Source organism: Streptomyces blastmyceticus, assembly GCF_039521185.1.
Lineage (GTDB): Bacteria > Actinomycetota > Actinomycetes > Streptomycetales > Streptomycetaceae > Streptomyces > Streptomyces blastmyceticus.
Genome location: NZ_BAAABW010000023.1, coordinates 21150 through 31726, shown reverse-complemented (window position 1 = coordinate 31726; position 10577 = coordinate 21150). Strand labels below are relative to the sequence as shown.

Annotated in this window: 2 protein-coding genes; both read right to left on the bottom strand. The window is 73.6% G+C overall.

The window, feature by feature from the left end:
- Window positions 1-5: 5 nt before the first annotated feature.
- Complete coding sequence (locus ABD269_RS20470; protein ID WP_344119775.1) at window positions 6-4970, bottom strand: type I polyketide synthase; 4965 nt, start codon at window positions 4968-4970, stop codon at window positions 6-8.
- A 67-nt stretch (window positions 4971-5037) separates the two neighbouring features.
- The gene (locus ABD269_RS20465) at window positions 5038-10569 is read right to left on the bottom strand and encodes a type I polyketide synthase (RefSeq protein WP_425572942.1); all 5532 of its coding nucleotides are present in this window, start codon (window positions 10567-10569) and stop codon (window positions 5038-5040) included.
- Between the last annotated feature and the right edge of the window lie 8 nt (window positions 10570-10577).

The window sequence follows — 10577 nt, the reverse complement described above, 5'->3', positions numbered from 1 at the left end:
GCGGGTCACAGAGTTCCCAGCTCTCGATCAATGAGGTCGAACATCTCGTCGTTGCTCACGGCCGTGAATTCGCTCTCCGCGCCTTCCGCCCCGGTGCCGGTGGATTCGCTCCCGGACCATTTCCACAGCAGCTTCTCCAGGCGTGCGGCCACCTTCGCCCGCGCCTCTTCGTCCGCCGGTTCCGCGGCGAACACGGCTTCCAGCCGCTCCAGTTCCGCGAGCCCGGGCAGGGTCGTCCCGCTCTCGTCGAGCCCCATCTCCCGGCGGAGGTGTCCGGCCACCGCCTCGGGGGTCGGGAAGTCGAAGACCAGGGTGGTGGGCAGGGCGAGGCCGGTGGCCGCGCCCACGCGGTTGCGCAGCTCGACGGCCATCAGGGAGTCGAAGCCCAGCTCCCGGAAGGGGCGGCCGGGATCGATGGCGTCGCGCGCGTTCTCGTCGAGGGTCACATGGCCCATGACCACGCCCGCGTGCGAGCGCACCACTTCCAGCAGTTCGTGCCGCTGCTCGGCGGCGGACAGCCGGCCGAGCCGCGCCCGCAGCCCGGCCGACGCCTCGCCACCGGTCGCGGGGTCGGCGGCCGGGGCGGCGAGGGCCTTCACGGCGGCCGGGATCTCCGTGAGGAGAGCGGTCGGGCGCTTGGCGTGGAAGACCGGCGCGAAGCGCTCCCAGCGCAGGTCGATGAGGACGGCGGTGGTCTCGTCCCGGTCGAGGAAGTGCCGCAGCGCCGCAGCGGCCTGTTCGGGTGCCATTTCGTGGATGCCTTCGAGCCGGCCCCGCGCGCCGACGGCGCCCGCGGCCATGCCGGTGCCCGCCCAGGTGCCCCAGGCCACCGAGGTGGCGGGCAGGCCGACGGCCCTGCGCCGCTCGGCGAGGGCGTCGAGGAAGGCGTTGCCCGGCGCGTAGTTGCCGAGCGCGGGCAGGCCGAACGTGGCGCCGAAGGACGAGCAGAGCACGAAGGCCGACAGTTCCGTGTCCCGGGTGAGTTCATGGAGGTTGAGGGCGCCCTGCGCCTTGACCCTGAGCACCCGGTCCATCTGTTCCGGTGTCAGGGAGTCGACGACTCCGTCGTCGAGGACGGCGGCGGCGTGGATCACCGTGGTCAGCGGGTACGCGGCGGGCAGGCCGGCGAGGAGCTTCGCGAGGGCCTCGCGGTCGGACACGTCGCACGCGGCGAGCGTGACCTTCGCCCCGAGGCCCGTCAGCTCGGCCTCCAACTCGGCGGCGCCGGGCGCCTGCCCGCCCCGACGGCCGACGAGCACCAGGTGCTCGGCACCGTCGCGGGCCAGCCGGCGCGCCAGGTGTCCGCCGATCCCGCCGGTGCCGCCGGAGATCAGCACGGTGCCCCGCGGGCTCCACTCGCGGCGTACGGGCGTGCCGGCCGCGGGGGCGTGGACGAGGCGGCGAGCGTACGTACCGGAGGCGCGTACAGCCACCTGGTCCTCGACGCCCTCCCCCGCGATCGCCGCCACGAGCCGACGGGCGCCGTCGGCTCCCACGGCCTCCGGGAGGTCGGCCAAACCGCCCCACAGCAAGGGGTGTTCCAGGGCCACGACGCGTCCGAGGCCCCAGACGTGCGCCTGCACCGGGCGGGTCAGGGGGTCCTCCGCGCCGACGGAGACTGCGCCCCGGGTGGCGCACCACAGCCTGGGCGGCTCGGCGCCCAGGCCCTCGGAGACCTCGACGACCGCCTGCGTGAGGGCCACGGTGGCGGACAGACCGACGGGCACGGCGGGGTGGGACGGGTGGCGGGTCTCGTCGAGCGCGAGCAGCGACAGCACGCCCACGACATCCCCGGCGCCCAAGGCGGCGCGCAGCAGTCCGGCGAGCTGCGCACGGTCCGCCCGTACGGGATCCACGGCGAGCCGGTGCACGTGCGCCCCGTGCTCCGCCAGGGCGGATACGGATCCGGTGGCCCATTCGGCCCCGGCCGCCGCCTCGGGCACGACCACGAGCCAACGACCGGACAGAACGGGTGGGGCGGGGGCCTCCGCCACGGGCCGCCACACCACCCGATAACGCCAGCGGTCGACCGTCGACGCCTCACGCCGACGGCGCCGCCACGACGACAGCGCGGGCAGCACCGCGCTCAACGGCTGGTCGGCGTCCAGCTCCAGCTCCGCGGCCACACCGTCCAGATCCTCCTGCTCGACCGCCGCCCAGAACTCGGCCTCCACGGAGTCGACGGCCGTCGTCCCGGGTTCGGTGTCGTCGGGGGTTCCCTCGGGCTCCTCCAGCCAGTAGCGCTGCCGCTGGAAGGCGTAGGTGGGCAGGTCGACGTGCCGCGCGCCCGTACCGGCGAAGACGGCACGCCAGTCGACGGACAGGCCGCGTACGTACCCCTCGGCGAGCGAGGTCAGGAACCGCTCGGGACCCCCCTCGTCACGGCGCAGCGTGCCCAGCGCCACGGCGTCGCTGGACGCGTCCTCGAAGGTCTCCTGCAAACCGACCGTCAACACCGGATGCGCACTGGACTCCACGAACAGCCCGAAACCATCGTCGAGAAGCGCCCGCACGGTCTCGTCGAAACGAACCGTCCGACGCAGGTTGGAGAACCAGTACTCCGCACCCAACTCGGAGGTATCGATCAACCCGCCGGTCACCGTGGAATAGAAAGGAATCTCCGACGGCCGCGGCTCGATACCCTCCAGCGCGACTATCACTTGCTCGCGTATGGACTCCACCTGCGCCGAATGCGACGCGTAATCCACCGCAATGCGCCGGGCCCGTACGCCATCCGCCTCACACACGGCGAGGAGTTCATCCAACGCCTCGGGATCACCCGAAACCACCGTGGACGACGGCCCGTTCACCGAAGCAACCGAGATCCGATCACCCCAGGCCCCCAACCGCACCTGATCAACAGGCAACGGCACCGACACCATCCCACCCCGCCCGGACAACCCTTCCGCAATCGCCCGCGCCCGCAACACCACCACCTTCGCCGCATCCTCCAACGACAACGCCCCGGAAACGGCAGCAGCCGCAATCTCCCCCTGACTGTGACCGATCACCGCCCCAGGCACGACGCCCACCGAACGCCACACCGCCGCCAGCGACACCATCACCGCCCACAACGACGCCTGCACCACCACCACATCGTCCAACGACGCCGCCTCGCCACCACGCACCACATCGACCACCGACCAGCCGACGTACGCACTCAGTGCCTGGTCACACTCCGCCAACCGCCCCGCGAAAGCAGGCGAGGACTCCAACAACCCCGCCGCCATCCCCACCCACTGCGACCCCTGCCCCGGGAACACAAAGGCGACCTGGCCGTGTTCTCCCGTGACCCCGGTGACGACGCCGGGCGCGGGCAGGCCGTCGGCGAGTGCGTCGAGCCGGGTCAGCGCGCTCTCGGTGTCCGGTGCCAGCACGACGGCCCGGTGTTCCAGCGCCGACCGTGTGGTGGCCAGGGAGTAGCCGGTGTCCCGGGGGTCGCGTTCGCCGGGGAACGTGGCCAGCCGTGCGGCCTGGGCCCGCAGCGCGGCGTCCGAACGGCCCGAGAGCACCCACGGCGTCACGCCCGCCGTGAGACCGGAGGGCGTCGAGGTGTCGGTGGCTGGCTGGGGCGCCGGTGCCTGCTCGATGATCACGTGGGCGTTGGTGCCGCTGATGCCGAAGGCCGAGACGGCCGCGCGGCGGGGGCGGTCGTCGGGGGTCGTCCACTCGACCGGTTCCGTCAGCAGCTCGACCGCGCCCGACGACCAGTCGACGTGGGGTGTGGGCGCGTCCACGTGCAGGGTCTTCGGGAGCACCCCGTGGTGGATCGCCTGCACCATCTTGATCACGCCTGCCACGCCCGCCGCCGGACCCGAGTGCCCGAAGTTGGACTTGACCGAGCCGAGGCGCAGCGGTGTGCCGCCCTGCCGGCCCTTGCCGTAGGTGGCGAGGAGGGCCTGTGCCTCGATCGGGTCGCCCAGGGTGGTGCCCGTGCCGTGCGCCTCGACGGCGTCGATGTCGGCGGCGGTGAGCCGGGCGTCGGCGAGGGCGGCTTCGATGACGCGTTCCTGGGCGAGGTTGTTGGGGGCCGAGAGGCCGTTGCTGGCGCCGTCCTGGTTGAGGGCGGAGCCGCGGATCACGGCGAGCACCCGGTGACCGTGCCGCTGGGCGTCCGACAGCCGCTCGACCAGCAGGACTCCCGCGCCCTCCGCCCAGTTGGTGCCGTCGGCCCCGGCGGCGAACGCCTTGATCCGCCCGTCGGGTGCCAGCCCTCGCTGGCGGCTGAACTCCACGAAGGCGTCCGGCACCGGCATGACCGTCACACCGCCCGCGAGGGCCATCGAGGACTCTCCCGTGCGCAGCGACTGCACCGCCAGATGCAGGGCGACCAGTGAGGACGAGCACGCGGTCTCGACGCTGACGGCCGGGCCCTGGAGTCCCAGGGTGTAGGCGATCCGGCCCGAGGCGACGCTCGCCATGGTGCCGGTGATCACGTAGCCCTCGACGGACTCGGGGGTCCGCCGCAGCCGGGACACGTAGTCGGTCGCGACGATGCCGGTGAAGACCCCGACCCGGGTGCCGTGCAGGGAGCGGGGGTCGAGCCCGGCGCGTTCGAAGGCTTCCCAGGAGGTCTCCAGGAGCAGGCGTTGCTGCGGGTCCATGCCGAGCGCTTCGCGCGGGGTGATGCCGAAGAAGGCGGGGTCGAAGTCCCCGGCGCCGTGGAGGAATCCGCCGTCGCGCACATAGCTGGTGCCGCGGGTGTCCGGGTCCGGGTCGTAGAGCCGGTCGAGGTCCCAGCCCCGGTCGGCGGGGAAGGAGCCGATGGCGTCCCGTCCGGTGGCGACCAGCTCCCACAGGTCCTCGGGCGACTCCACGCCACCGGGGTAGCGGCAGGCCATGCCGACGACGGCGACGGGCTCGTGCGCTGCGGCCTCCGCGTCGCGCAGCTGCGCCCGGGTCCGGCTCAGGTCGGCCGTGACCCGTTTGAGGTAGTCGCGGAGCTTCTGTTCGTTGTCGACGTTGGCCATGTCCCCTGTGCTCCTTGGTGAACGGCTCCGTGCGGGGAGCCCGTGGAAGTCGCCGTGCCGGACCGGTTCAGGAGGTGCCGAGTTCCTTGTCGATCAGCGCGAACATCTCGTCGTCCGAGGCCGAGTCGAGGACGTCCCGCGCGATGACGCCCTCCGTGCCGCCGGGGTCACCGGTCCACTTCCGCAGCAGGGCCTCCAGGCGCTTGGTGATCTTGTTGCGGGTCTCGTCGTCCGGGTCCGCCGGCAGTCGCGCGAGGCTCGCTTCGAGCTGTTCGAGCTCTCCGAGTACGGGCAGGGCCGCGTCGGTGGCGGGTCGCAGCTCGTCCAGCAGGAAGCGCACGAGCGCCAGTGGGGTGGGGTGGGTGAAGACGAGCGTGGCGGGCAGTTGCAGGCCGAGGGTGGCGCCGAGGCGGTTGCGCAGCTCCACGGCTGTGAGCGAGTCGAATCCGAGGTCCTTGAACGCCCGGTCCGCGGCGACGTCGTCAACCGTGGTGTGCCGCAGCACGGCGCCCACCTCCGTGCGCAGCAGGTCCAGCAGGATCCGTTCCTGCTCGGGGCGGCGCAGCCCGGCGAGCCGGCGCGCCGGTTCCGTACGGTCGGGTCCTCCGGCCCCGGCGGCCGCGCGCCGCGCGGGGGTGCGGACGAGGCCGCGCAGCGCTCCGGGCAGGGCGCCCGAGGCGGCGGCCGCGCTCAGCGCGGGCAGATCGAGGCGTACGGGCAGGACGAGCGCCTCGTCGCCGTGGCGTGCCGCGTCGAACAGGGCGAGCCCTTCCGCCGTGGTGAAGGGCACGGCCCCCGGGCCCCGGGTGTCCGTGCCCGCCGCGGCTTCCCACGGGCCCCAGGCGAGGGAGACGGCGGGCAGGTGGTGCGCGCGGCGGTGCTGGGCGAGGGCGTCGAGGAAGGCGTTGGCCGCGGCGGAGTCGCCCTGTCCCGGGTTGCCCAGGGTGCCCGCGGCGGAGGAGAGCAGGATGAACTCCGCCAGGTCGTGCTCGCGGGTGAGCTCGTGGAGGTTGACGGCCGCGTCGGCCTTGGCCCGTAGCACGCCGTCGAGCCGCTCGGGGGTCAGCGCGCCGGTCGGGCCGTCGTCGGGCGCGCCCGCCGCGTGGACGACGGCGGTCAGCGGGTGCGCGGCCGGGATGCCCTTGAGGAGGGCGGCCAGCGCGTCCCGGTCCGCCGCGTCACAGGCCACGACGGTGGCCGAGGCCCCGGCGGCGGTGAGCTCCGCGACGGACTCGGCGGCGCCGGGGGCGTCCGGCCCGCGGCGGCTCGCGAGCAGCAAGTGACGTACGCCGTGCCGCTCGACGAGGTGCCGGGCGAGCAGGCCGCCGAGGGTGCCGGTGCCACCGGTGATCAGTACGGTGCCGTCGGGGTCGAGCCGCCCGGCGGCGCCCGGGGCCCGTGCCGCGCGGGTCAGGCGTGGCACGAGGACCTCGCCGGCGCGCACGGCGATCTGCGGTTCGTCCGCCGCCACGGCGGCCGCGACGGCCGCCGCCAGCACGCTCCTCGACGCTTCGAGACCGTCGGTGTCCACGAGGAGGAACCGTCCCGGCCGCTCGGCCTGGGCGGCCCGCACGAGCCCCCACAGCGGGGCGTGCACCAGGTCGGGGACGTCCTCGCCGGGCCGCGCGGCCACGGCGTCGCGCGTCACCACGACCAGCCGCCCCGGCTCCGGGTGCCCGTCGGCCGACCGGTCCCGCAACAGGGCGAGCGCTTCCGCCGTGGCCGCGCGGATCCGGCCGGGCAGATCCGCCGCGTCCGGCGGGGCCTGCCCGTACGACACGAAGGTCAGCTCGGTGCCGTCCTCCGGTGTGTCGGGGAGGCCGAGCGTCTCGGCGAGCAGCAGGTCGTCGGTCGCGGACACGCTCCAGCGGCCGGTGTCGGGAGCGGTGGCGGTTGTCGGCGCGGCCGGGACCCACGTGAGGTGGAAGAGCGCGTCGCGGGTGATGTCACCGGCGGCACGCAGCTGTTCGGGCCGGAGCGGGCGGGGCAGTACGGATGCGAAGGTCGCCACGGGGGCGCCGGTCGGGTCCGCGACCGCCACCGACACCGCGCCCTCGTCACCCGCCGGACGGATCCGGACCCGGAGCGCGGTGGCGCCCACGGCGTGCAGCGCGACGCCGTTCCAGTCCCCCGGGAACCATAGCGTTCCGTCCACGTCCCGGGTGGCGTCGAGCCGGAGGAGGAGGGACGGGTGGAGGGAGGCGTCGAGGAGAGCGGGGTGCAGGCCGTAGCGGGCGGCTTCCGTGTTCTCCTCCTCCGAAAGCTCCACCTCGGCGTACACCTCCTCACCCGCCCGCCAGGCGGCACGCAGCCCCTGAAAGGCCGGGCCGTACGCGTAACCGGTCCCGGCCGCACGGCCGTAGAAGCCGTCCAGGTCGATCCGCCGGGCGCCCGGCGGCGGCCAGGTCGTGCCCGGCAGCTCCTCGGGGACGACGGGGTCGGGGGCAAGGGTGCCGGTGGCGTGCAGGGCCCAGGGCCGGGCGTCCGCCCCGCGGGCGTAAAGCCGGAGTTCGCGGTGGCCGTCCCCGTCCGGCGCGGCGACGGACAGCTGTACCTGCACGGCGTCGTGCTCGGGCAGGACCAGCGGCGCTCGCTGCGTCAGCGTCCGCACCTGGGCGCAGCCCGCCTCCCGGGCGGCGGTCAGGGCGAGTTCGAGCAGTGCGGAGCCGACCAGCAGAGGTGTGCCGTGGGCCGCGTGGTCGGCGAGCCAGGGGTGGGTTTTCAGGGACAGCCGCCCGGTCAGCAGCAGTTCATCGCCCCCGGCCACCTCGACGGCGGCCCCCAGCAGCGGATGGCCGACGGCGGTGAGCCCGAGGCCGGCCGGGTCGGCGGGGGACGCGGTGTGGGCGTCGAGCCAGTAGCGCTGCCGCTGGAAGGCGTAGGTGGGCAGATCGACGTGCCGCGCGCCCGTACCGGCGAAGACGGCACGCCAGTCGACGGACAGGCCGCGTACGTACCCCTCGGCGAGGGAGGTCAGGAACCGCTCGGGACCGCCCTCGTCACGACGCAACGTACCCAGCGCCACCGCGTCGGCGGACGCGTCCTCGAACGTCTCCTGCAAACCGACCGTCAACACCGGATGCGCACTGGACTCCACGAAGAAGCCGAAGCCGTCGTCGAGCAGAGCGCGCACTGTCTCGTCGAACCGGACCGTCTGCCGCAGGTTGGTGTACCAATACTCCGCATCCAGCCCGGACGTATCGATCAGACCCCCGGTCACCGTGGAATAGAAAGGCACCTCCGACGGGCGCGGCTCGATGCCCTTCAAAGCGTCGACGACCTGTTCGCGAATGGACTCCACCTGCGTCGAATGCGACGCATAGTCCACCGCGATGCGCCGGGCCCGTATGCCATCCGCCTCACAGGCGGCCAACAGCTCGTCCAACGCCCCGGGATCACCCGAAACCACCGTGGAAGACGGGCCATTGACGGAAGCGACGGAAATTCTCTCACCCCAGGCCCCCAACCGCACCTCATCGACAGGCAACGGCACCGACACCATCCCACCCCGCCCGGACAACCCCTCCGCGATCGCCCGCGCCCGCAACACCACCACCTTCGCCGCATCCTCCAACGACAACGCACCGGACACCGCAGCCGCCGCGATCTCGCCCTGGCTGTGACCGATCACCGCCCCAGGCACGACGCCCACCGAGCGCCACACCGCGGCCAGCGACACCATCACCGCCCACAACGACGCCTGCACCACCACCACATCGTCCAACGACGCCGCCTCGCCACCACGCACCACATCGACCACCGACCAGCCGACATAAGTACGCAACGCCGCATCACACTCGGCAAGTCGCTCCGCGAACACCGACGAGGACTCCAACAACCCCGCCGCCATCCCCACCCACTGCGACCCCTGGCCCGGGAACACAAAGGCGACCTGGCCGGTCAGTGCGGTCTCCGCGTCGTCGGTCCTGGCCACGCCACGCAGCACATGTGGTGCGGGGTCCCCGGCCGCCAGGGCCGCCAGGCCCTCCATCGCGCTCGCGCGGTCTGTTGCCAGGACCACGGCCCGGTGCTCCAGTGCGGCCCGCGTGGTGGCGAGGGAGCGGCCGATGTCGGCGAGGGTCGCGTCCCGGTCCCCGGCGTACGCGGCCAGTCGCCCGGCCTGCGCGCGCAACGCGGCCTCGGACCGTCCGGACACCGCCCATGGCACCGCACCGCCCGTCGGCCCGGACGCCGTCGCGGTCTCCTCGGCCGGCCCGGTCGCCGGGTCGTCGGTCTCCTGGTCGGCGCCGGGGCGGAACTCCTCCAGGATCACATGGGTGTTCGTGCCGCTGATACCGAAGGCGGAGACGCCGGCGCGGCGGGGCCGGTCGTCGGGGGTCGTCCACTCGACCGGTTCCGTCAGCAGCTCGACCGCACCCGACGACCAGTCGACATGCGGTGTCGGCTCGTCGGCGTGCAGGGTCCGGGGCAGCACGCCGTGGCGCATCGCCTGCACCATTTTGATGACGCCGGCGACGCCCGCCGCCGCCGAGGTGTGCCCGATGTTCGACTTGACGGAGCCCAGGCGCAGGGGCCGGTCCTGGGGGCGGCGTCGGCCGTAGGTGGCGATCAGGGCGTGGGCCTCGATGGGATCGCCGAGCGTGGTGCCCGTGCCGTGGGCCTCGACGGCGTCGATCTGGTCGGCGGAGACCTTGGCGTTGCGCAGGGCGGCTCGCATCACGCGTTCCTGGGCGGGGCCGTTGGGGGCGGTGAGGCCGTTGCTCGCCCCGTCCTGGTTGACGGCGGAGCCGCGTACGACGGCGAGCACCCGGTGGCCGTTGCGGCGGGCGTCCGAGAGGCGTTCCACCAGCAGCAGGCCCATTCCCTCCGCCGGGCCGAAGCCGTCGGCGGACGCCGCGAAGGCCCTGCACCGGCCGTCGGGGGACAGCGCCCGCTGACGGCTGAACTCCGCGTAGCCGACGGCCGTGGACATCACCGTCACACCGCCCGCGATCGCGAGCGAGCACTCGCCGGCCCGCAGCGCCTGGGCGGCGAGGTGCAGGGCGACCAGTGAGGAGGAGCAGGCCGCGTCGACGGTGACGGCGGGCCCTTCCAGGCCGAAGGTGTAGGCGACCCGTCCGGACATGACGCTGGCGAAATTACCGGTGGCGAAGTAGCCCTCGACGGATTCGGGGATCGTGGGCAGTTCCCAGCCGTAGTCCATGGAGCTGAATCCGACGAAGGTGCCGGTGGGGCTGCCCTTCAGGGATTTCGGGTCCATGCCCGCGCGTTCGAAGAGTTCCCACGCGCCCTCCAGCAGCAGCCGCTGCTGGGGGTCCATGGCCAGTGCCTCGCGCGGCGATATCCCGAAGAATCCGGCGTCGAACTCGGTGGCGCCGTGCAGGAATCCGCCGCCGCGCACGTAGTTCTTCCCGGAGCGGGTGGGGTCGGGGTCGTACTGCCCGTCGGTGTCCCAGCCCCGGTCGGCGGGAAAGCCGCTGATCGCGTCCCCGCCGGCGGCGACCAGGTCCCACAGGTCGTCGGGGGACTCCACCCCGCCGGGGTAGCGGCAGGCCATCCCGACGACGGCGACGGGTTCACCGGCCGCGGCCTCCGCCGCCCGCAGGCGGCGCTGCGTCTGCCGCAGGTCGCCCGTCACCCGCTTGA

What these genes read in the sequence shown, in the direction of transcription:
- ABD269_RS20470 (WP_344119775.1), bottom strand. Translation starts at nt 4,970, where the DNA reads ATGGCCAACGTCGACAACGAACAGAAGCTCCGCGACTACCTCAAACGG.